The 19,866-nt window shown below is 67.0% G+C and carries 23 protein-coding genes; 3 read left to right on the top strand and 20 right to left on the bottom strand.

Translation table 11 applies throughout. The annotated features are described in order from the left end of the window. From AC1DQJ_RS14495 to AC1DQJ_RS14415, 17 genes are all read right to left on the bottom strand, one after another. Nucleotides 1-504: hypothetical protein (locus tag AC1DQJ_RS14495; protein ID WP_477604469.1), on the bottom strand; the 504-nt coding region annotated here is incomplete at its 3' end. Between the two features lie 5 nt (nucleotides 505-509). Then, nucleotides 510-1,463 (bottom strand): type II secretion system F family protein, encoded by a 954-nt coding sequence (locus AC1DQJ_RS14490; RefSeq protein ID WP_477604467.1) that lies wholly within the window; start codon nucleotides 1,461-1,463, stop codon nucleotides 510-512. 112 nt (nucleotides 1,464-1,575) lie between these two features. Then, entirely contained in the window at nucleotides 1,576-2,571 is a 996-nt protein-coding gene (locus tag AC1DQJ_RS14485; protein ID WP_477604465.1) for a type II secretion system F family protein, read from the bottom strand. Between the two features lie 3 nt (nucleotides 2,572-2,574). After that, a complete protein-coding gene (locus tag AC1DQJ_RS14480; protein WP_477604463.1) occupies nucleotides 2,575-3,909 on the bottom strand; it encodes a CpaF family protein in 1,335 nt (444 codons plus the stop codon). 2 nt (nucleotides 3,910-3,911) lie between these two features. Further along, nucleotides 3,912-5,114 (bottom strand): CpaE/TadZ family protein, encoded by a 1,203-nt coding sequence (locus AC1DQJ_RS14475; RefSeq protein WP_477604461.1) that lies wholly within the window; start codon nucleotides 5,112-5,114, stop codon nucleotides 3,912-3,914. Beyond that, on the bottom strand, nucleotides 5,101-5,685 hold the full coding sequence (locus tag AC1DQJ_RS14470; RefSeq protein WP_477604459.1) for a TadE/TadG family type IV pilus assembly protein: 585 nt from the start codon (nucleotides 5,683-5,685) through the stop codon (nucleotides 5,101-5,103). Before AC1DQJ_RS14470 ends, AC1DQJ_RS14475 begins: the two co-directional genes overlap by 14 nt. A gap of 2 nt (nucleotides 5,686-5,687) precedes the next feature. After that, nucleotides 5,688-6,167, bottom strand: a complete 480-nt coding sequence (locus tag AC1DQJ_RS14465; protein ID WP_477604457.1) for a TadE family protein — start codon at nucleotides 6,165-6,167, stop codon at nucleotides 5,688-5,690. Between the two features lie 13 nt (nucleotides 6,168-6,180). Then, nucleotides 6,181-7,680 carry a pilus assembly protein TadG-related protein gene (locus AC1DQJ_RS14460; RefSeq protein ID WP_477604455.1) on the bottom strand — a complete coding sequence of 500 codons (1,500 nt, stop codon included), beginning with the start codon at nucleotides 7,678-7,680 and terminating at the stop codon, nucleotides 6,181-6,183. Nucleotides 7,681-7,688: 8 nt separating this feature from the next. Then, entirely contained in the window at nucleotides 7,689-8,000 is a 312-nt protein-coding gene (locus AC1DQJ_RS14455) for a hypothetical protein (RefSeq protein ID WP_477604453.1), read from the bottom strand. Beyond that, nucleotides 7,987-9,411 carry a type II and III secretion system protein family protein gene (locus AC1DQJ_RS14450; RefSeq protein ID WP_477604451.1) on the bottom strand — a complete coding sequence of 475 codons (1,425 nt, stop codon included), beginning with the start codon at nucleotides 9,409-9,411 and terminating at the stop codon, nucleotides 7,987-7,989. The genes AC1DQJ_RS14455 and AC1DQJ_RS14450 overlap by 14 nt, the downstream gene beginning before the upstream one ends. 57 nt (nucleotides 9,412-9,468) lie before the next feature. After that, the gene (cpaB, locus tag AC1DQJ_RS14445; protein WP_477604449.1) at nucleotides 9,469-10,320 is read right to left on the bottom strand and encodes a Flp pilus assembly protein CpaB; all 852 of its coding nucleotides are present in this window, start codon (nucleotides 10,318-10,320) and stop codon (nucleotides 9,469-9,471) included. Between the two features lie 108 nt (nucleotides 10,321-10,428). Next, on the bottom strand, nucleotides 10,429-10,611 hold the full coding sequence (locus tag AC1DQJ_RS14440) for a Flp family type IVb pilin (RefSeq protein ID WP_477604447.1): 183 nt from the start codon (nucleotides 10,609-10,611) through the stop codon (nucleotides 10,429-10,431). A gap of 653 nt (nucleotides 10,612-11,264) precedes the next feature. Continuing rightward, the gene (locus AC1DQJ_RS14435) at nucleotides 11,265-12,320 is read right to left on the bottom strand and encodes a phosphatase PAP2 family protein (protein ID WP_477604445.1); all 1,056 of its coding nucleotides are present in this window, start codon (nucleotides 12,318-12,320) and stop codon (nucleotides 11,265-11,267) included. 66 nt (nucleotides 12,321-12,386) lie between these two features. Continuing rightward, nucleotides 12,387-12,578, bottom strand: coding sequence for a hypothetical protein (locus AC1DQJ_RS14430; protein WP_477604443.1), 192 nt, complete (start codon nucleotides 12,576-12,578; stop codon nucleotides 12,387-12,389). A 67-nt stretch (nucleotides 12,579-12,645) separates the two neighbouring features. Further along, nucleotides 12,646-12,837 (bottom strand): hypothetical protein, encoded by a 192-nt coding sequence (locus tag AC1DQJ_RS14425; RefSeq protein ID WP_477604441.1) that lies wholly within the window; start codon nucleotides 12,835-12,837, stop codon nucleotides 12,646-12,648. A gap of 81 nt (nucleotides 12,838-12,918) precedes the next feature. Next, nucleotides 12,919-14,028, bottom strand: a complete 1,110-nt coding sequence (locus tag AC1DQJ_RS14420; protein WP_477604439.1) for an ABC transporter permease — start codon at nucleotides 14,026-14,028, stop codon at nucleotides 12,919-12,921. After that, nucleotides 14,028-14,900, bottom strand: a complete 873-nt coding sequence (locus tag AC1DQJ_RS14415) for an ABC transporter ATP-binding protein (RefSeq protein WP_477604437.1) — start codon at nucleotides 14,898-14,900, stop codon at nucleotides 14,028-14,030. The genes AC1DQJ_RS14420 and AC1DQJ_RS14415 overlap by 1 nt, the downstream gene beginning before the upstream one ends. A gap of 538 nt (nucleotides 14,901-15,438) precedes the next feature. Here AC1DQJ_RS14415 and AC1DQJ_RS14410 point away from each other — a divergent pair. The 3 genes from AC1DQJ_RS14410 to AC1DQJ_RS14400 all read left to right on the top strand — a co-directional run bounded on the left by AC1DQJ_RS14410 (nucleotide 15,439) and on the right by AC1DQJ_RS14400 (nucleotide 18,037). Continuing rightward, nucleotides 15,439-15,765, top strand: a complete 327-nt coding sequence (locus tag AC1DQJ_RS14410) for a FeoA family protein (protein WP_477604435.1) — start codon at nucleotides 15,439-15,441, stop codon at nucleotides 15,763-15,765. Further along, nucleotides 15,762-17,633 carry a ferrous iron transporter B gene (gene feoB, locus AC1DQJ_RS14405; protein ID WP_477604433.1) on the top strand — a complete coding sequence of 624 codons (1,872 nt, stop codon included), beginning with the start codon at nucleotides 15,762-15,764 and terminating at the stop codon, nucleotides 17,631-17,633. The genes AC1DQJ_RS14410 and feoB overlap by 4 nt, the downstream gene beginning before the upstream one ends. A gap of 95 nt (nucleotides 17,634-17,728) precedes the next feature. Beyond that, nucleotides 17,729-18,037, top strand: a complete 309-nt coding sequence (locus AC1DQJ_RS14400) for a hypothetical protein (RefSeq protein ID WP_477604431.1) — start codon at nucleotides 17,729-17,731, stop codon at nucleotides 18,035-18,037. An 8-nt stretch (nucleotides 18,038-18,045) separates the two neighbouring features. Here AC1DQJ_RS14400 and AC1DQJ_RS14395 read toward each other — a convergent pair whose 3' ends face one another. Genes AC1DQJ_RS14395 through AC1DQJ_RS14385 form a run of 3 tightly spaced genes read right to left on the bottom strand, consistent with a single transcriptional unit; the run spans nucleotide 18,046 to nucleotide 19,823 of the window. Then, a complete protein-coding gene (locus AC1DQJ_RS14395) occupies nucleotides 18,046-18,543 on the bottom strand; it encodes a MarR family winged helix-turn-helix transcriptional regulator (RefSeq protein ID WP_477604429.1) in 498 nt (165 codons plus the stop codon). Beyond that, a complete protein-coding gene (locus tag AC1DQJ_RS14390) occupies nucleotides 18,540-19,547 on the bottom strand; it encodes a fumarylacetoacetate hydrolase family protein (protein WP_477604427.1) in 1,008 nt (335 codons plus the stop codon). Before AC1DQJ_RS14390 ends, AC1DQJ_RS14395 begins: the two co-directional genes overlap by 4 nt. Next, nucleotides 19,548-19,823, bottom strand: coding sequence for a hypothetical protein (locus tag AC1DQJ_RS14385; protein WP_477604425.1), 276 nt, complete (start codon nucleotides 19,821-19,823; stop codon nucleotides 19,548-19,550). Between the last annotated feature and the right edge of the window lie 43 nt (nucleotides 19,824-19,866).

The following is a 19,866-nucleotide window of genomic DNA, read 5'->3' as shown; positions in this document are numbered from 1 at the left end:
CGCCTGCAGGGGCGGAGGGGCCGCGGCCAGGGCGGCGGGCGCGGCGGCCTGCGGCGCGACCGGCAGGATGCGGCCGGTCCGCACCACCGCCAATTGCTCGGAGAGCGCGGTCGAGTAGCGCATGTTGGCCAGCACCACCCGAGAGCCGGGGTCGCTGGCCAAGGCCATCTGGTAGTAGCGGGTGCTGAGGTCGAGGCGCCCGATCTTGTCGTAGACCACGCCCATCGCATTGAGCACGCGCACGTCGTCGGGCGCCTTGGCGCGCGCCAACTGCAGCAGGTCCAGGGCGTCGGCATAGGCCCGCTGCTCGACCTTCAGGCGCGCCTGACGATAGAGGCGATCGACGGGCGACGGCGCGGCGACCTCCGAGGCCTTGGCCAGCACCGGCCGCACCTCAAGCGGAGCCGGCCGCTCGATATGAAGCAATTTGGCCAGGTGGCCGCCGACGGTGGCGCATCCGGCCAGCGGCATCAGCAGTGGGATCAGCAGGAGGATCTTGCGCATTGTGGTCACCCCGGTCCACGCAAGGCCGGCAGGCCGACGCGGATCATGTCGATGATGCCCGGCAGCAGCAGCGAGGTGATGATCACCGGCAGGATGCAAGCCACCAGGGGAATGGTCATGAGCACCGGAATGCGCATGGCTTTCTCTTCCGCCTTCATGAAGCGGTCCTCGCGCATCTCCTGCGAGTAGGTCCGAAGCGTCTGGCCGATGCTGGTGCCCAGCTTGTCGGTCTGGATCAGCAGGGCGGCGAACGAGCGTACTGAAGGCACGTCGGTGCGGGTGGCGAAGCCCCTCAGCGCTTCAGCGCGCGTCCGACCGGCGCGCATCTCCTGCGAGATCAGGGCCAGTTCGTTGGACACGCGCGGGTGGGATTCGTGCACCTCGTCAGAGACGCGGACAAAGGCGGCCTCCAGGCCGAGCCCCGCCTCGACGCAGACCACCATCAGGTCCAGAGCATCCGGGAACTCGCGCTCCAGCTGCTTGCGGCGCGAGTCCGCGCGGTTGTCGATGAAGGCGCGCGGGGCCAGGAAACCGGCGGCGCAGGCGGCCAGGGTCAGGGCGGCCAGAGTCGTGGAGGTCAGCGGCTTGGGGGCCGACGACTGGCTGAGCAGGAACAGCATCGGCAGGCCGATGGCGAGGGCGAAGCGGGCGATCACGAACCAGACCGGCGCTGCCGGATGTTCGAAGCCGGCCTGGAACAGCAGCTTGGCGATGCGGTCGCGGTCGGCGCTGTCCTTCAGCGACGTCGCCGATTGCACCCAGTTGAGAATGGGGTTGCCGACCGTCTGCCGCTTGATGACTTGAGAGGTCCTGCCGCTGGGCCCAGGAGCGTCCGCATCGTTCTGCAGGCGGCGATGGACGCGGAAATAGGCCTCGCCGCGCTGGATCAGGGCCAGCACGCCGAGCACGACGACGATAAAGATTAGGCCAAGTACAGCCACTTCGACGACGCCAGGCATCACCACCCCCCTTGAGCCTGTCCCATTGAGACGGAGTCGTCTGACGGGATAAACGGGCTCGGTTTCAATATTTAGAGCGTAACCGGCGCCGCAACCGGTCTCCTGTCACGCCCTAGTACTTGAAGTTCACAATTCGGTGCATGATGTACTGCCCGATCAGGTAAAGAACGAGCACTCCTCCCACGATTGGGAAGAACATCGGATCCGAAAATTTCTCCGTATAGAACTGCGGCTGGGTCACGAACATAAACGAGACCAGGAACACCGGCAGGATACTCAGCAGAACCGCCGACATCCGACCCTCACTGCCCAGCGACCGGATGCGCTTGGCCAGCGACGCGCGGCTGCGAACCACGGAGGCCAGGTTGCCGAGGATCTCTGCGAGATTGCCGCCCGTGCTCGACTGGATGGCCATGCTGACGGCGAAGAAGTGCGCGTCCTCAGATCCCGTGCGGCGAGCGAAGTTGGCGAGCGCTTCGCGGAATTCGAAGCCGTAGGTGGTCTCATCGACGATCAGGCCAAACTCTGTGCCGATCGGGTCCCCCATCTCTTCGACCACCAGCTGCACGGCGGTGATCACAGGGTGGCCGGCGCGCAGGCCGCGGATGATGATGTCCAGCGCCAGCGGCAGCTGCGTCTCGATGAGCTTCAGGCGCTTGGCGTAGCGGAAATTGACCCAAACCGAGAGGCCCATGGCGCACAGGCCGATGGCGCCGATGAAGCTGAGCACCGCGTCGTCGAACCCGACCGTGACGCCCATCGAGCGACGCACGAGGATGGCCAGCAACCCGATCGCCAGCGCGGCGCCGAGCCCGTAGCCCGCGAGCGTCAGCGGAGCGGTCTGAATGTTGGCCTGCTGCAAACGCCGCGACACCGCCTCGACGATCTGGATCAGCAGCGGCGACTGGAAGGTCGAGGTCGCAGGCCGGCGGACCAGTGACTCATAGACCTCCTTCTGGTCCATACCGGACTCCAGCATGGTCAGGCGCCGATTGATCCGCTGGGTCCGCTCGCGCGAGCTCAGCACGGCGCTGGCCACGCCCTGCAACAGCGTCGCCGCCGCCAGGAAGGCCAGGACCAGAGCGATGGGCAGGATGAACTGGTTCATGGCTCAGGCTGACCTGCGGCCCGGCGCGAAGATCTCGAGCGGCAGCTCAAGACCGCGCGACGCCAGGAGTTCGATGAAGCGCGGGCGCACCCCGGTAGATTCGAAGTCGCCAAGCACCTCGCCGTTCGGACCGCGTCCGCGACGGCGGAAGCGGAAGATCTCCTGCATGGAGATCACGTCCTCCTCCATCCCGACGATCTCGGAGATCGAGACCACCCGCCGGCGGCCGTCCTCGCTGCGCTCGGCCTGGATGACCACATGTATGGCCGAGGCGATCTGGCCGCGGATCGAACGGGCCGGGATGTCCAGGCCGGCCATGCCGATCATCTGCTCGATGCGTGAGAGCGCGTCGCGCGGCGTATTGGCGTGGACCGTGGTCATCGAGCCGTCGTGGCCGGTGTTCATGGCCTGCAGCATGTCGAAGGCTTCGCCGGAACGGACTTCGCCGACGATGATCCGGTCGGGGCGCATACGCAGCGAGTTCTTCACCAGCTCGCGCTGGCTGATCTCGCCCTTCCCCTCGATGTTGGCGGGCCGGGTTTCGAGGCGACCGACGTGCGGCTGCTGCAGCTGCAGTTCGGCGGAGTCCTCGATGGTGACGATCCGCTCGTAGGGGTCGATGTACGACGACAGGGCGTTGAGCAGCGTGGTCTTGCCCGAGCCGGTGCCGCCGGAGATCAACACGTTGCGCCGCGCCGCGACGACCGCCTTCAGCACCAGCACCATCTCGGCGGTGATGCTGCCGTACTCGACGAGCTTGCTCGTATCGATCGGGATCTTCGAGAACTTGCGGATCGAGATCAGCGGGCCGTCCACCGCCAGCGGCGGGATGATCGCGTTGACCCGCGAGCCGTCGGCCAGGCGCGCATCGACCATGGGCTGGGATTCGTCGACCCGCCGGCCGACCGCGGCGACGATCTTGTTGAGGATCCGCAGCAGGTGGCGCGTGTCCTCGAAGCGCACCTCGGCGCGCTCCAGCCGGCCGCGCCGCTCAATATAGACCGTCTCGTGGGTGTTGATCAGGATGTCGGTGATCGTCTCGTCCTTGAGTAGCGGCTCCAACGGGCCAAGGCCCAGCAGTTCGTCGAGCAGCTCATCGACCAGCTGGTCGAGCTGGGCCGGGCTGAGCAGGCGCTTCTCTTCGGCGATGAAGCCCACGACGGTCTTGCGGATCTCCATCCGCAAGCTCTCGCGCGAGGTCTGCTCCATGGCCGACAGGTTGAGCACCTCCAGCAGGCGCTGGTGCAGGCGGACCCGGAGCGCCAGGGAGTCGTCGGCCGCTTGCCGCGCGGGACCGCGGTCGTTCGCCGGCAGCTTGTCTTCGTTCCAGAATGCCATGATCAGCGTCCCCCAGCCTTGGCCTGTTGTCGGACGGGCGCCACCTGGGCCGCGAGCTGTTCCAGGGCCTTGCCGAGCTTGGTGCCGCGGCGAAGGCTTCCCAGCGCTACGCCCTGGTTGATCGCCTCGCCCATCAGCTTGCCGTCCTCAGGCAGCAGCACGTCGAAGCCGCGGCCGATGGCCGTCTCGACCGACCGGCGATTGACCCCGGCCAGGGTCTCGGCCCCGAAGCGGTTGCAGATCAGGGTCAGCGGAATGTCTTCCAGGCCCTGCGCCTGCAGCAGGCTGATCTGGCGCCGGGTCTGATGGGCGTGGGCGACCGAGAGCTGGCTGACCAGCAGGATGCGATCCGACAGCCGGAGCGCCCGGCTCGTCCAGGCCGTCCAGGCGCTGGGCAGATCCAGCAGCACGATCTCGAAATCGCGGCGCAGCGCGCTGAGCAGGTCGTCGATCAGCTGCGAGGATATCGCCTCCAGCGGCATGAACTCGCGCGGGGCGGCCAGCACCCGCGCCCCGCTCGAGTGCGCGGCCAGGTTCTGGGCGAAGCGGATGTCCGCAGGATTGGCGTCGGACGACAGCACCTCGCCCATGGTCACCGTGTTGCGCAGGTCCAGGTACATCGCCGCCGCGCCGAACTGGACGTCGAGATCGACCACGCAGACCTTGACGCCGGACTGGGCCAGCTGCGCCGCCAGTTGCACGCCCAGCGCCGTCGCGCCGACCCCGCCGCCGCTCTTGAGCAGCGAGATCACCTGGCCCGAGCCGCCGCCCTGCGACTGGGCGAGCGCGCCCATGACCCGCTCCAACGAGATCGCCACGGCGGCGTCGGTCGTCGGCGCCACCAGCACGTCGCCGACGCCCTCGCGCATCAGCTGGCGCGTCACCTCGATCCCGGCGTTTGCGAGGACGACGATGATCGAGCCGGGCCGTCCCGACTCCCGGATGTTGACGCAGAACCGGTCGACCTCGGCCGGGCTGGTCGCATCCAGCGCCGCGATGACCAGGTCGACCTGCTTCAGGGCTTCGGCGAACCAGGTCTCGTGGAGCGGCCGGAAGCGCACTTCCTGGAACTGCTCCTGCAACTGGCGCAGCAGATCTGGCCGCGCCAGCGCCTTCAGGTCGTAGGCAAGGGCGATCGCGGGGGCGGCCGCAGGCTCGGGCTGGGTCATGTCGCGCACGTTGATGAAGGACCTAAATGGCTGCACTGGTCGCTCCAAGGCTCTCAGCCGTCAGCGTGGTTGCGACGGAGGGAATGGGGATCGGGGCCACGCCGAAGATCTGCAGGGAGATCGGCTGGAAGGTCAGGTTGACCAGCCGCACGGTGATCAGCGGCTCAATGTCCGAGCCGATGAACCCGGCCGTGCCGAGGCCCCGGTGGCCGTAGACGATCTGCACATTGGCCGGCTGAACGCGGCCGTAGTAGCTGCGCATCGCGTTCACGACCGTGGTGAAATTAGCCGCGACCAAGGTTCCGCCGTTGTTGCAGGAACTAGAGGTGCAGGTGTAGTCGGGCACCGCGCCGATCGGCACCGGCTGGCCGCCGGACAGGCCAAGAGTTCCAACCGCGTCAAAATCCGCCAGCTGTTGAACGGCCGGAGAAGTGACGACCGCGACCCGCGCGCCGCGCCGCGCGGCCGCCTTGGCCGAATTGACCTCGTAGGCCAGGCGAGCCATGTCGATGACGCCCAGCATCATCCCGATGAAGACCATCGAGACGAGGCCGAACTCGGCGGCGGTCGAGGCTCTCTCGTCCTTGAAGAACTTGCGGATCTTCATGGCTATTCCGTCCAGGTTTCGGAGTGCGCAACGGTCAGGCCGTTGATCGTCAGGCTCGGCAGCAGGGACTGCAGTGCGGTCTGGTAGGGAGCGTTCACCGTGACGGTCACGGTGGGAATGGTGGCCGCATCCTCGTAGACGCCCGAATAGGTCGCTCCCGAATTGCCGACGCAGCCGTAGCTGATGGCGATGTTCGTCGAGCTGAGCCCGCTGATCAGCGCAGCCGTGCCCACCGAGGCGTCGCCCGTAGCGGCCAGAGTCTTCACCCGCGCCTCGTCGCCGGCGTTGACGAAGCCCGCACAGGTCATCGGCAGGCGCGCAGCGAAGCGCGCGGCGTCGCGCGCGGCGCCGGCTGCGATGTTGTAGGTGTAGAACGCCCGGCCGGCCTCGAAGAAGGCGAACAGCAGCACGCTCATCAGCGGCAGGATGAAGGCGAACTCAACCGCCGCCGATCCGCGCCGGTCGTTCGACAACATCCTCATCTGGCGAAGAGCCCTATTCATAGAGCCGCACCGAGAACTTGCGCGTCTCTTTGCCGACTGCGGAGACGTTGGTCGTGGCCCCGATGATCTCACCATAGATGGCCGCGCTGGCGGCGGGGGCGATCAGGAAGAGATCGATGTAGGAGATGATGTGCACCGTCGACCGGCCGTGGATGTTGTCGGCGCGGCAATTGACCACCACCGCCGAGATCGTCCGGCGGTCCGGCGCCGGCGGACTGGCGTTGGTGGTGTTGCAGGTCGGCCGGGCGAAGTCGCGCGAGCCGGAGTTTCCGGCCTGCCCTTGGCTGAAGGCGCTCGCATGCATCGGCGTGCTCGGCCGCCCATTGCCGCCCGCCGCGTTCAGCATGGCCAGTTCCCAGTTGTAGACCTGGAAGCGGGTCGGTGTGCTGACGCCGGTCGGCCCATAGGCGCCCCAGCCGCTCCCCGCGAACTCCGGGTTGCTGGGCGCCGGCGGCGCATAGCTCGCCGGATTGATGCCGTTGTGGTTGGTGTTGAAGTACTTGGCCGCGTTCCAGACGCCGCTGCCGACGGTGGCTGAGCCCTGGTCGCAATCGCGCGGAAGTCCATAGCCGCCGGCGACCGCGGTGCTGTCGGCGCAGCTGTCGGGCGGCACGCTGGTGCTCGGCGTGCACGACTGGTTGTTGCCGTTGGTCTGGGACCCGACGATGGTGTTCAGCGCCGGGGCGAAGGCCGGGTCGTCCTTGTTGCCGCCGGCCGAGCCGCGATAGATGTCAAAGCGGGTGTTGAACCAGTCGTCGGCGGCTTGAATGTTGCCAGGCTCGGTCTCGGCCACCTCCCCGAAGCACTCGGCCAGCGGCGGATTGCGGCCCATGGCGTCCTTGATGGCGGTGGCCCCGTTGCCGACCCGCAGGAAGCCGAAGTTGCCGGGGCCCCAGGCTCCGTTGCCGCCGGGCGGCGGCGTCAGGATGAAGGCCTTGCCGATATAGCCGTCGCCGTCGAAGGCAAGGCTGCTGCTTTCGTTGGGATTGCAGATCATCAGCGGCGGGATCTTGCAGATGCCGGTGCCGAAGCCGGCCACCGCGTGCGCGACCACCTGCGCCCCGGTCACGCCAGATAGCGCGCCATAGACGAAGCCCAACTGGCGCGGCGAGACGTCCACCTGGACAAAGTTGGAGTCTGCGTCGCCGGTCGCCGCTGTCCGCGGCGAGAGGCTGGTGAGAAACGAGATCGTCGCCCCGCCGCTGGCGGTGACGTTCGACTGGCCGGTGTTTGCCAGCCGCTGCGAGTTTTGGATCAATCCGCCCTGAACGGCGGCGATCGCCCGCGACTGTGCGCCCGTCTTGCCGTCGAGCTGGGTGGCGCCGGCCAGGGCGGCCGCATCGGCGGCGGCGTCCAGTTCACCGCGCAGCGCATAACCTCGGCTCAGATCCCACGCCACGCCGCCGGTGGCGACCAGCGCCATCAGCCCCAAGGCGAAGATCGGAGCGGTCGCCCCTTTGTCGTCCCCCCAGAATGAGCCGCGAATGGACATCCTACACCTCAGTTGGGTCCGCTTGGAGGAGGCGCGCCAGCACCTGGCGACGCCCCCGACATGTTGATCGCGCCGGTGCCTTCGGCGGACGGCTGGACGACCTGGCCGTAGACGTAGCGTTCCTGGGCGAGGGTCGCCCGGGCGCCGCTGCTGGCCGGATTGACGACGCGGGCGTATCGCGCCTCCGGATCGGCGATCTGGACAGCGATGTTCTGGCGCACGGCGTAGCTGAAGTCCGGCTGCATATGGCCGGGGGCCTGAACGCAGCCGCTGAGCGCCAGCGCCGCGCCGACGATGGCGAGCGTCTTAGTAGAGAACATGGCCGTACTCCCCTTCAAGGCCGCCCTTGGCGGGGTCGACCGCCATCAGGGCGCGTTCTTCCGGCGTACGAGCGGTCGCCATGGCGCGCTGGGCGCCGAACACGAACAGTTCGAAGTCGGACGGTGGGACGAACCGGTCGGCCGGGGTCGCCGCCCGACCGCGGATCGGGGTGGCCAGGTGCGGCGTCACCACCAGCACCAGCTCGGTCTCGTTCTTCTGGTAGCCCGTCGAGCGGAACAGCGTGCCGATCACCGGCAGGTCGCCGATCCAGGGGTACTGGCGGATGTCGTTGCGGTACTCGTCCCTCAGCAGGCCGGCGATCGTGAACGACTCCCCGTCGCGCAGCTCCACCGTCGTCTTGGCGCGCCGAACCTTGATGCCCGGAATGGTCAGGCCGCTGGTCACCACCGACACGGTCGGATCGATACTCGAGACCTCGGGGGCCACCAGCAGGTTGATCACCCCGTCGTCCAGGACGGTGGGCGTGAAGGCCAGCGAGATCCCGAACTGCTTGAACTCCACCGTGATGGTCGAGACGCCGTTGTTGTCGTTCTGTGAGACCGGGATCGGGAACTCGCCGCCGGCCAGGAAGCTGGCGGTGTCGCCCGACATCGCGACCAGGGTCGGCTCGGCCAAGGTCTTGACCAGGCCCTTGGTCTCCAGGGCGTCGAACAGGATGTCCAGGTTGACGTCGCCGGAGCGGATCAGGGTCTGGAAGATGCCGAAGCCCGCGAGCACCGCTGGGCTGGTCAGCGTCTCGCCGGTGCTGATGTAGGGCTCGTTCGGGAGCAGCGGGATCGGTCGCCCCGGACCGCCGGTCGATGGCGAGGAGGTGTTGGCCTTCAGCTGCTTGGCGACCGAGCGCTCCATCTCGACGAAGCGGACCGACAGCATCACCTGCTGCACGCCCTGCACGCTCATCATGTTGACGACCTTGCCGGGAGCATAGCTCTCGGCGAGCGCGACGATCTGCTGGGCGCGCGGCGCGCTGCTGACGCTGCCGGAGAGCACGATGGACTCGCTGGCGGCGCTGACCCCCACATTGCTCTCGTTGGGCATCAGCTCGTAGAGCCGGCTCTTCATGCCGTTCACGTCGGCGGAAACCACGATGTTGACCGACGAGATCAGCGTCTTGCCGGGGCCGTAGATGCTGAGCACCGTGGACCCCATCTTCTTGCCCACCACGTAGACGGAGTGGGACGAGAGCGGCAGGACGTCGGCAATCTCGGGATTGGCGATCATCAGGTCCCGGTAAGAACCGGGCGCTTCCAGCACCTCGGACTTGCCGGTCGAGACGACCACCTCGGGGCGTCGCTCCTGTGCGGCCGCCGGCCCGGCGGACAGCGCCAGGCCAAAGGCCAAGGCGGCGGTCGCCAAGCGGACGTTCCTTGTGGTGTTCAATTCGAGCATTTGCTTCCCCCGGATCCTCTGGAGCGCCGCCGTTTCACGGGCGAACAAGGGAACTGATCAGCGCAGCAGCGTGTAGGACGTGACAACCACTCCGCGGGTCACGGCGACCTGCGGACCGGAGGGTTGGGTGCGGCGCGGAGCCGGCCGGATACCGACCGCGGCCGCCTTGGCGGGGGCCCGATAGCCGCCGAGATCGGCGACCGTCATGATCCGCTTGGCGATCGGCTCGTCGTCGCCCACCTGGCGCAGCGCCAGCGAGACCGTCCCCACGGCCTGGGCCAGGGCGATGGTCTGAGCCTGCTCGGGCGTGGCTTCGAGGGTGATGGCCTTGGCCACCACTGGCTTGCCCTCAGCGTCGTCGTCCACCTGGTCGACCGCGAGGACCTTCAGGTTATCGACGACCACCTGCGAGACCAGCGTGCTGTCGTTGTTCCCGGCCGCCGCGTCACGGGTCAGCAGCATGTCCACCCGGTCGCCCGGAAGCACGAAGCCGGCGACGCCGGCGACATCGTTGGACCGGAAGGTAATCGCCCGCATGCCCGGCGTCATGGCGGCGGACAGGTTCACCTTGCCGCCCGGCATGGTGATCTTGCCGACCATGATTGGTTCGTTGGCGGCGATTGCGCGCAGCGCCAGGCGCTGGCCGCCCGCAGTGGCTTGCTCGATGGTCGTCAGCGAGCCGGCGGGGACAGAAACTTGTGGGAAGCGGACCACCTTCAGCAGGGCGGGCTCAAGCGCCATCCCGCGTGCGATGGGTTGCGCGGCGACCACTACGGGGACCGTGCCCTCGATGGCGGCGGTCTGACGGTCGGCAGTTCGCTGCCGGCCCAGCCACACCTGCGTCAAGATGACGGCAGCCAATCCGAATAAAAGTGCGAACGCGACTGTGGCGATGGTCCTGATATTCATAGCCAGCCCCAATACTGACGACCTTCTCTAAGGACGTCGTTCCGTTATCGAAGTCGTTCGATCGGAAAGTCCTGGCGCGACGCCACGTCGCCGCGCCAGGCACATCACTTACGGCGTAGCGGCAGCGGCAGTATCAAGCGTCGAAGTCGCGGCATTCATGGCGCCCGAAATTGCGGTGCCCAGGTTTTGCGCGGCCAGAAGAATGCCCAGACCGACAACGGCCAGGATAAGCGCGTATTCGGCGGCCGAAGCGCCGGACTCGTCTTTGAGAAACTGAGTGAACTTGGTCATTGATTACCCTTCCCAATTGTTGAGCGACCCTCGCCGCATTGGCGGCTTGGAAAGGGGCCGAGCGCCTTCGCCCCGACACCTTGAGGCAAAGCTAAGCTCGGCATTAAAAGTTTGTAAATATGATATTAAAAGATTAACCATGTTTTCTTCCAAACACGGCAAGTCCAATGGGCAATTAGATTCAGTCACCAATCCATTCATTTTGGTAAACGGCTACAATTGAGTGCATGAATATAAATCCGTTGTCGAGAATACATTCCGAATATATGCCCGTTAACGATGCATTAACTCTGCATTACATTTCGTTCTCGAAGTGAAATCGTCAAAATCGCTCGACGTTATATTTTCAGATAACACCAAAATCTGACGATCACCTGTTGATAAAATTGGTTCGTTAAGGGGCATTAAGACCCATAGACTAGGCCCCTCGTCATCTGCCCCACCCAACAACAGGGCTGGTAGTTCCGCCCCATCGCGGCCTTTGCGCGCATTTTTGGGTCGAGCCGAATTCTTCTGCGACAAAGATGTCACACGATACTCCGCCAATCCCGGCCGGAAAGATTGCGGATTTTGCTTAGAATTTCCCTGGCACGCGTAGTTTCTGCTGCGCCTCATTTTCAACTACGCAGCAACCGGGCGCGTCTCGCGCGCATTCAACGATCGAACGCGGGCGCTGGCCTGGTGAATAGTAGCCAGTGCGGAGCGTTCAACGCCGCCAGCCGGCCGCTGAGCGCCCAGATCGGCAGCGTCATGGCGATGGCGACATAGCCATCGACCGCATAGTGGTAGCCCAGATGCACTGAGCCGATCAGGATCGTCAGCACGAACACGGCCCCCGCCAGCCCAAGCCAGCGCGACGTGCGATAGGCCAGCAGGGCGATCAGCACCGACATCGACACATGCATGCTCGGCATGGCCGAGATCCCGGCGCCGAGCCCTCCGCTCCATGTCTGCGCCTGATGGAGGAGTCCGGACTGCACCTCAAGCGCCGGCACCGGGAAGGCCTGCGCCGCGCCACGCAGGTAGGCCATCAGGCCTTCGTAGCGGGGGTCGCCGAGCATCGGCAGCATGAAGCAAGGGCCGACCGAAGCGAGCAGCGTGGCCGCCAGATTTCCGACCAGGGCCCAGCTGAGCACGAAGGCGATCAGGAACTGCTTGCGCAGGCGGGAGGCTGGATCGAGCGCGCAGGCGATAGCCAGAGCGGCGTACAACAGCACGAACCAGAAGTGATAGACGAGGTTCAGGGCCGAGGTGACGGGCGGGTAGCCGACCAGCGGCTGAATGATCCTCCACGCGTCGACGCCGTGGATTGCGACATCCCAGTTCGCGAATGTCTGGTCCCATCGGTAGCCGGCCATGGCCGGGATCGCCGACTTCAGAACACTGAAGCTGGCCGCGAACAAGCTGACGGCGACCACAGCCGGAGCCGTCATCAGGAACCGCTCGACCAAGCCCCCCGCGCCCGCCCGCAGGTCCTGCAGCGGACGCTCCGGGCGCGCCGCAAGGCGCTTCAGCGCCGCCACGCCGACAACCAGCACGTAGGTCGAGGCGAAGATCCGCAGTTGCCAGCTGATGTCGAGGCCGATCGCGAAACCGTACAGCCGCCCCAGGATCGCGGCCGCCACAACATGCAGGCCGACCAGCAGCAGCAGCATCCAGTTCGCATCCAGCGACTGGCGGCTCAGTGCGCGCGCGCGAGACCAGTCCATGCCCTAAGCCCCCGATGCGACGAGCATCGTAGGCCGAGAGACTTAACAAACCAGTGTTCTTGGAGCTCAGACGAGCGAGCCGGTCAACTTTGCCAGGTAGATGGGAGCGAGGAACACCGCCTCGAGCGCCGCGATCGCATAAAGGCCCGCAAGCACCCGCCGCCCTTCGCGCCAGTTGTAGTAGACGCCGGCCATGAACGGCCCGCTGATCGGTCCTGCGATCAGGAAGGGGGCGACGCGGATCAGGCTCTTCTTCATCGTCGCCCTCCTCTAGGCTGACCAAGGAGCAACGCCCCTCGACGCAGGCAAGTTTCAAGCGTCGCCGCTATTCGATCAGCTGTCTCATCAATATTCCCATCTGCTGGGCGCCCGAGGCGACCTGTCCGGGCAGCTGATGAACGGCCTGCTGAGCCGAGCGGGACAAGTTGTCCTGCTGTTCGACAGACGCAAAAAAGTAGCCCCAGACCCAGATCATGGCCAGCAGTACGATCAGCAATAGTCGCGAGAGATTGCTCATGCTGCGCCAAGTGTTCGGTTAACACGATAACACAACACAGCTGAGCTGTAACCGTTGCACGGTTCAGCTTGGAATCTGGATCTAAGAGGCTACGGCCTTCGCCGCCCGCCAGCTTGGACGCGCCGAGACCCCACGCGCCGCCAGCGCGAAAACTGCGAGGCTGGATGCGGCCATCAGCAGCAACGCCCCGGCGACTTTCCAGGGGCCCAGCGTGGCCGGATCCTGCATCAGCAGCACGAACGGCGTCAGCGGCGGCGCCCACAGCAGCCAGCCGAACCTGGCCGCGTCGGTCATCATGCTCATCGCCGCGAAGAAGGCGATCAGCAGCAGGCCGAACACCGGGCGCGAGGCGTTCTGGGCGGCGGGCATGTCCTTGGACAACGCGCTGAGGCCGAGGATCGCGGCGCCATACATCAGGAAGGCCAGCACATAGACTGCGCCGGCCAGCGCCAGCTGGGCCGGGTTGATCAGCAGGCCCGCCAGCAGCGCGCCGACGCCCGCCTGCCCCGTCACGAGCCCGACCGCCGCGACGCCCGCCCCGACCGACAGCCAGCCCGCGACGACGATGCAGGACAGCACCGCCACCCCGATCAGCTTGCCCAGCACGATCTCAAGCGGCCGCGCCGAGGTCAGCAGGATCTCCAGCGCCCGATTGGCCCGCTCCCGGACGATGGCCTGCAGCAGCATGCCCAGCGCGCCGACTAGGTTCATCCACAGCAGGACCACCACTGCGAACCGGCCCGCGCTCGCCACCGCCTGGCCCGCGGCGGCGTTCCGCGGCGGGGCCTGGCGCAAGGTGACGGCTTGGCGTTCGCCGCCGGCGAGGTCGCGGCTCAGCAGCGCCCATTCCACCTGCGAGATCGGCTGGCCCTGGCTCGACACCACCAGTCCGTCAGGACCGGAGGCGATGAGTATCCGGGTCTGGGCCGCCCGCTCGGCGACGATCCGCACCGCCCGTCCCTGCAGCCGCGCGGCCTCCGCCAGGCTTTCGCGCGCCGCGCGCGCCAGCACGTCGTCTTCTGCGGCGATCGAGATCGTCTGCACGGCCGCCGGCTTGGCGGCCATCATCGGTCCGGTCAGCAGGGCGGCGATGAGGATCAGCACCGGACCGGCGACCAGCGCCAGCCAGAAGCTCAAGGCGCCGGCGTAGGCGGTGATCTCGCGCCAGGCGATCAGCCAGATCCGGCGCATCAGGCCGCCGCCTGCTGCTGGGTCAGCGCCCAGAGCGCGCCTTCGAGGCTCGGCTCGATCGGCTCGGCTCCGTGGACCGTCAGCTGATGCTCGGCCAGCGCGCGCATCAGCAGCACATAGGGAACGTTCGGCGGCAGCAGCACGCGCCAGCGTTGCGCCTCGCCCAGCTTGGTCGGGAAGGCGTGCGCCTCGCCGCCCAGGCCGGCCACCACTTTCTGCAGCGCCTCGCCATCGGTCAGCGTGACGTGCGCGCCGTGCGGCGCGTGGGCCGCGGCGGCCTCCACCGCGCCCTCGAACACCGTCCGCCCCTGCGAGAGCATAACGACCCGGTCGCAGAGCCGCTCGGCCACCGACATCGAATGGGTCGAGAACAGCACCGCCCCGCCGCCGGCGCGGTACTCCAGCAGAAGGGACTGCATCTCGGCCTGGGCCAGGGGATCGAGGCCGGTGAACGGCTCGTCGAGGATCAGCAACTCAGGCTCGTGCGCGATGGCGCAGAGGAACTGGACGCGCTGGGCGTTGCCCTTGGAGAGCTCGCCGACTCGGCTGCGCATGTGCTCGGCCAGGCCGATGCGGGTCAGCAACTGCTCGGCGCGGAGCTTGGCCTGGCGCCTGCCCAAGCCTTTGAGCTGCGCATAGAAGGCCACGACCTCGGTGATCCGCTCGCGCGGGGCGAGGCCGCGCTCCTCCGGCAGAAAGCCGATGCGCTGGCGGGCGGCGAAATCGGCGGCGGCGCCGAACAGCTCGACCCTGCCGGCGTCCGGGGCCAGCAGGCCGACGATGGCGTTCAGCGTCGTGCTCTTTCCGGCGCCGTTCACCCCGATGAAGCCGGTGATCGAACCTCGATCGACGCTGAACGAAATGTCGCTCACACCGCGACCGCCGGCGTGGCGCTTGGCCAGGCCGGAGACGACAAGCGCGGGCGGGCCGCTATCGCGCGTAACGGGCATGAGGTGAAGGGTGGGTCGCCCCGGTTTACGATTTGCTAACACAGGGTCACGCCGCCAAAGTAATTCTCTACCAGAAGGCAAGATTTGCAAGAACACCACCTGCTCAAACCTGCCGCCGGTTAAGTCCCCCCTTAATGGACTCCCGTCCGCCACAAGACAGAATGAATTGTCGCCGTTGAGGGCGCTCGCCGATCTGCCGAAACACTCGATAGATCGCACCGGTCGATGCGTCGGCCGATCAGGGCCTTCGGAGGTGGCGCAGTCCAAGCCACACCCACCCTTGGACCGACCAGAGAACCTGACCTGTGATGATCCGAGACATCCTTGTCGGGCAGCCGCCGGCCTTTCACCCAGGCCGGCGGCTGGCTGGAGCCCAGCCCTGAAAATCAGAGCCAACGCCCTCGACGCGACCGTCATCAAATGATAATCGTTCGCAAGAAGTGCGCGTAAGGGCCCTGGAATGAACCATCTCTCGCCGCGGCCCCAGGCTGCGGACAGCTCGACGGAAGGCGCCGTGGTGCGCCTGAGCGACGCTTCGATTGGAGATAGGGGCGTTATCGTAGAGGTTCGCGCCGAAGGAACTGCGACCCAGCACGGGGTGGCGGCCGAGGAGCTTCAGCGTCGGCTGCTCGAGTTCGGCTTCGTCGAGGGCGCCCATCTGGAAGTGATCCACGAGGGCGCGATCAGCCGCGACCCGATCGCCGTGCGGCTCGACGACATGCGCGTGGCCCTGCGTCGGCGCGACGCCGCCGAGGTGTTCTTCCTGCTCGATCGCCCGTCGTCATGAACCAGGCCCTGTCCCCGGCCCGCGTCGCCCTGGTCGGCAATCCCAACTCCGGCAAGACCGCGCTGTTCAACGCCCTCACCGGCTCGCGCCAGAAGGTCGCCAACTACGCCGGCGTCACCGTCGAGCGGAAGGAAGGCCAGGTCGTCTCGCCGGCCGGCCGTCACCTGTTCGTGCTGGACCTGCCCGGCACCTATTCGCTGCGCGCGCGCAGCCCCGACGAGGCCGTCACCCGCGACGCCGTGCTGGGCCGCCTCGAAGGCGAAGTCCCGCCGGAGATCGTGGTCTGCGTCGCCGACGCCACCAACCTGCGGCTGGTCCTGCGCCTGGCCATGGAGCTCAAGCAGGTCGGGCGCCCGATGGTGCTGGCGCTCAACATGTACGACATCGCCCAGCGCCAGGGCCTGCGGATCGACATCGAGGGCCTGTCGCGCGAGATCGGCGCTCCGATCGTCACCACCGTCGCCACCCGCAAGCGCGGGATCGAGGACTTGCTGAAGGAAGTCGACGCCCTCGTCGACGCCGGCCGCCTGGCCGGCGAGAACACCTGGCGCGAGCCCAACGCCGCCGAAATCCGCCAGGCCCACTCCGAGGCCCAGCGCCTGGTGCGCACCTATGTGCGCCCGCCCGAGCACCCGGACACCTGGACCGGCCGCATCGACGCCGTGCTGCTGCACCCGCTGGCCGGCCTGGCGATCCTGCTTGGACTGCTGTTCCTGATGTTCCAGGCGGTGTTCACCTGGGCGACGCCGGCCATGGACGGCATCGAGGCGGTCTTCGCCGCGATCGGCCAGTTCGTCGGCGCCTATATCCAGAACCCGCTGCTGCACAGCCTCGTGGCCGACGGCCTGATCGCCGGGGTCGGCAGCGTGCTGGTCTTCCTGCCGCAGATCCTGATCCTGTTCTTCTTCATCATCCTCTTGGAAGACTTCGGGTACATGGCCCGGGCGGCCTTCCTGATGGACCGGATCATGGGCGGGGCGGGCTTGCACGGCCGCGCATTCATCCCGTTGCTGTCGTCCTTCGCCTGCGCGATCCCCGGGATCATGTCGACGCGGGTGATCGACTCCAAGCAGGACCGCATCACCACCATCCTGGTCGCGCCGCTGATGACCTGCTCGGCGCGGATCCCGGTCTACACCCTGATCATCGGGGCCTTCATTCCCAACACCAAGGTCTGGGGCCTGTTCAGTCTGCAGGGCCTGGTGATGTTCGGTCTCTACGCCGCCGGCATCCTCAGCGCGCTGGCGGTCTCGTTCATCACCCGCCGCGTCTTCTGGCGCAGCACCGTCGAGCCGTTCCTGATGGAGCTGCCGACCTACAAGATGCCCGACCCGATGAGCGTGCTGCGCAACCTCGCCCTGCGCGCCCAGATGTTCATCAGCCGCGCCGGCCGGATCATCCTGCCGCTGATGGTGCTGATCTGGGTGCTGTCGACCTTCCCCTACCCGCCGGAAGGCGCCACCGGGCCGGCCATCGACTACAGCTTCGCCGGCATGATCGGCCACGTGATCCAGCCGCTGCTCGCCCCGATCGGGTTCAACTGGCAGATGTCGATCGCCCTGGTCCCCGGCATGGCCGCGCGCGAAGTGGCGGTGGCCGCGCTGGGCACCGTGTATGCGGTCGGCGACGCCGAGGAGAACATCGGAACCCTGGCCGCCACCCTGGCCGACCACTGGTCGCTGGCCACCGGCCTGTCGTTCCTGGCCTGGTACATCTTCGCCCCGCAATGCGCGCCGACGCTGGGGGTGGTGAAGCGCGAGACCAACAGCTGGGTCTGGCCGACGGTGATGTTCGTCTACATGGTGACCTTGGCCTACGCCGCCTCGTTCATCGTCTACCACACGGCGGTGGCGCTGGGGGCAGGCTAACGCGCACCTCAACCTGAAGGCGATATTAAGCACGCCGATTAACCTTCCGATAAACCGCTCGCCTCTAGCGTGTCAGCATTGGGTGGGGGGCTAGAATGGACCAGGCTCAGAAACAATCGCGCCGCAAGGGCGCCCAGCGGCCGACGCGGGAGAATCTCGTCGAACGCATCAGAGAGACCCTGCTGTACTTCGGCGGGGAAGCGCACCGGAGCGACGTGATCGTCAGCGTCGCGCGCGAGATCGGGGTGGATGTGAAGAACATCCCCGAGGATCTCGAGAACGCCATGATCATCTCGTTCGAGGAAGCCTGGCGCGACGAGGCGCGGCGCGCGATGTACGGCTTCCATCTGCGGTTCGGCGAAGGCTCGCACCGCTGGGGCCTGAAGCTCGCCACCGCTCACTAAGACGATCGCTAGGTCGGTCGGCCGTGGCCTGAGAGGGTGTCGGCCGCCGCCTGCAGCCGCGCCAGCAGCCGCTTGAGCTGCGCCACCTCGGCCGGAGCCAGGCCGGCGATCAACGCCGCCTCGTAGGCCAGGGCCAGCGGCGCAATCTCACCGTGCAGACGCGCGCCCTCCGCACTCAGCGCCACGACATGCGACCGGCCATCGGCGCGGTTCTCGCTGCGATTGATCAGCCGCCGCGCCGCCAGCCCGCGAGCCGCGCGGCTGACCGTCACCTTGTCCATGCCGGTTCGGGCGACGATCGCCCGTTGGGTCCTGCCGCCGTCCTCGGCCAGCACGCAGAGCAGCCGCCACTGGGGGATAGTCAGGCCGAAGCGGTCCTCATAGGCCCGCGCGATCAGGCTGCTGACCGCGTTCGAGGCGACCGACAGCCGGTATGGCAGATAGGCGTCCAGCTTAAGGTCGCCCGCCGCGGCGTCGTCCTCCAAAGGCCTGGACGGTCCGGTCATGTCGCTGCAACCCGCTGCTCGATGGCCCCGAAGATTGAATGCCGCTTTGCGTCGCGCATCTCAATGCGGACCAGGTCGCCGGCCTTCATGAACGGCGTCTTTGGCGCGCCTTGGGCCAGCGTTTCCACCGTCCGCAACTCCGCGAGGCAGGAATAGCCGACCCCGCCCTCGGCGATGGTTTTTCCTGGACTTCCGTCGGGACCGCGATTTGACACCGTGCCCGAGCCGATGATCGTCCCGGCCGCCAGGGCGCGGGTCTTGGCCGCGTGGGCGATCAGCGTCCCGAAGTCGAAGGTCATGTCGACCCCGGCATCTGCGGCGCCCAACGGGTGGCCGTTCAGCTCGACCTCCAGCGCCCCGTGCAGCTTGCCGTCCCTCCAGGCCGCGCCCAGGTCGTCCGGTGTCACCGCCACCGGCGAGAAGGCCGAGGCCGGCTTGGACTGGAAGAACCCGAAGCTCTTGCCGATCTCGCCCGGGATCAGGTTGCGCAGCGACACGTCGTTGGCCAGCAGCACCAGGCGGATCGCCGCCAGCCCCGCTTCGCGGCTGGCGCCCATCGGCACGTCGCCGGTGATCACCGCAATCTCGCCTTCCATGTCGCAGCCCCAGGCCTCGTCGACCAACGGGATCGGATCGCGCGGTCCCAGGAAGCCGTCCGAACCGCCCTGGTACATCAAGGGGTCGGTCCAGAAGCTGTCAGGCATGTCGGCGGAGCGCGCCTTCCGCACCAGGGCGACGTGGTTCACATAGGCTGAGCCGTCGGCCCACTGATAGGCGCGGGGCAAGGGGCTCGCCGCCTCATGCTCGTGGAAGCGCTCCAGCGGCACCCCCGCGACCTCGACGCTCTCGGCGAGCGCGCGCAGCTTCGGCTCGGCGTCGTCCCAGTTGTCGAGCGCGGTCTGCAATGTTGGGGCGATGGCGCTCGCGTCCGTGCACCAGGCCAGGTCCTGCGAGACGACGACCAGTCGGCCGTCACGTCCGCACTTCAGCGACGCGAGCTTCATTCATTCCTCCGGGCCCACGTTGCGTGTCACGCGCACGCCTTGCTCGTAGGCTTCGGGGAAATAGACCACGACCTCGACGCAGATGTCTCCGCCTGCATCGCCGACCCACAAATAATTGCGCTCGAAGCACACGTCCCGACCGGCCGGCGTGTAGCCCTCATAGGTGTCGCCCCAGGGCGTGCAGGCGGCCATATCGCGCCGACTGAGCGCGCAGGCGCGCTCCAGTTCTTCCTCGGCGGCTTCGGTCAGGTCGAGTTGCGGATCGATATAGGCCATGGCCTAACTTAGGGGTCTTTTCCTCCCCTGCGTAGCGGGGGAG

Source organism: Phenylobacterium sp. P4_E10 (assembly GCF_056401675.1).
The sequence above is the reverse complement of the archived record's forward strand: the minus strand, read 5'-3'. Positions and strand labels throughout refer to the sequence as shown.

Coding starts and splice junctions, on each gene's coding strand:
- AC1DQJ_RS14395 (WP_477604429.1), bottom strand. CDS start 18,543: ATGACCGGACCGTCCAGGCCTTTGGAGGACGACGCCGCGGCGGGCGAC.
- AC1DQJ_RS14490 (WP_477604467.1), bottom strand. CDS start 1,463: ATGCCTGGCGTCGTCGAAGTGGCTGTACTTGGCCTAATCTTTATCGTC.
- AC1DQJ_RS14460 (WP_477604455.1), bottom strand. CDS start 7,680: ATGTCCATTCGCGGCTCATTCTGGGGGGACGACAAAGGGGCGACCGCT.
- AC1DQJ_RS14420 (WP_477604439.1), bottom strand. CDS start 14,028: ATGCGCCGGATCTGGCTGATCGCCTGGCGCGAGATCACCGCCTACGCC.
- AC1DQJ_RS14465 (WP_477604457.1), bottom strand. CDS start 6,167: ATGAGGATGTTGTCGAACGACCGGCGCGGATCGGCGGCGGTTGAGTTC.
- AC1DQJ_RS14485 (WP_477604465.1), bottom strand. CDS start 2,571: ATGAACCAGTTCATCCTGCCCATCGCTCTGGTCCTGGCCTTCCTGGCG.
- AC1DQJ_RS14450 (WP_477604451.1), bottom strand. CDS start 9,411: ATGCTCGAATTGAACACCACAAGGAACGTCCGCTTGGCGACCGCCGCC.
- AC1DQJ_RS14480 (WP_477604463.1), bottom strand. CDS start 3,909: ATGGCATTCTGGAACGAAGACAAGCTGCCGGCGAACGACCGCGGTCCC.
- AC1DQJ_RS14385 (WP_477604425.1), bottom strand. CDS start 19,823: ATGGCCTATATCGATCCGCAACTCGACCTGACCGAAGCCGCCGAGGAA.
- AC1DQJ_RS14390 (WP_477604427.1), bottom strand. CDS start 19,547: ATGAAGCTCGCGTCGCTGAAGTGCGGACGTGACGGCCGACTGGTCGTC.
- AC1DQJ_RS14425 (WP_477604441.1), bottom strand. CDS start 12,837: ATGAGCAATCTCTCGCGACTATTGCTGATCGTACTGCTGGCCATGATC.
- AC1DQJ_RS14440 (WP_477604447.1), bottom strand. CDS start 10,611: ATGACCAAGTTCACTCAGTTTCTCAAAGACGAGTCCGGCGCTTCGGCC.
- cpaB (WP_477604449.1), bottom strand. CDS start 10,320: ATGAATATCAGGACCATCGCCACAGTCGCGTTCGCACTTTTATTCGGA.
- AC1DQJ_RS14400 (WP_477604431.1), top strand. CDS start 17,729: ATGGACCAGGCTCAGAAACAATCGCGCCGCAAGGGCGCCCAGCGGCCG.
- AC1DQJ_RS14455 (WP_477604453.1), bottom strand. CDS start 8,000: ATGTTCTCTACTAAGACGCTCGCCATCGTCGGCGCGGCGCTGGCGCTC.
- feoB (WP_477604433.1), top strand. CDS start 15,762: ATGAACCAGGCCCTGTCCCCGGCCCGCGTCGCCCTGGTCGGCAATCCC.
- AC1DQJ_RS14470 (WP_477604459.1), bottom strand. CDS start 5,685: ATGAAGATCCGCAAGTTCTTCAAGGACGAGAGAGCCTCGACCGCCGCC.
- AC1DQJ_RS14435 (WP_477604445.1), bottom strand. CDS start 12,320: ATGGACTGGTCTCGCGCGCGCGCACTGAGCCGCCAGTCGCTGGATGCG.
- AC1DQJ_RS14410 (WP_477604435.1), top strand. CDS start 15,439: ATGAACCATCTCTCGCCGCGGCCCCAGGCTGCGGACAGCTCGACGGAA.
- AC1DQJ_RS14430 (WP_477604443.1), bottom strand. CDS start 12,578: ATGAAGAAGAGCCTGATCCGCGTCGCCCCCTTCCTGATCGCAGGACCG.